This window comes from Psychrobacter sp. GW64-MNA-CIBAN-0177 (genome assembly GCF_040309585.1).
Lineage (GTDB): Bacteria > Pseudomonadota > Gammaproteobacteria > Pseudomonadales > Moraxellaceae > Psychrobacter > Psychrobacter okhotskensis.
Map to the genome: position 1 here is coordinate 1 of NZ_JBEOOY010000125.1, position 291 is coordinate 291.

Here is a 291-nt window from a genome sequence, read left to right on the forward strand (position 1 = left end):
GTTTACACCTGTCCTATGCATCCAGAAGTAAGAGATGTCGAAAAAAGTGACTGCCCAATATGCGGGATGTTTCTTAAGCCTGAAGACGAGGTTGCTGAATCCGACAACAATAAAGATAGTCATGCGCATTGTCATGGAGCGGATGCTAATAATAGTAATGAGGCAAAACCTATCGAAGACGGCAAGTACGATAAAGTACCAGAAAATTATAGCGGTACAGTTTATATCTGTCCGATGCATCCTGAGGTTAGGGATACTGAAAAGAGCGATTGTCCGATATGCGGCATGTTC

At 43.0% G+C, this 291-nt stretch carries 1 protein-coding gene; it reads left to right on the top strand.

The window, feature by feature from the left end:
* Positions 1-291: heavy metal-binding domain-containing protein (locus tag AAEY79_RS14450; RefSeq protein ID WP_352288973.1), on the top strand; the 291-nt coding region annotated here is incomplete at both ends.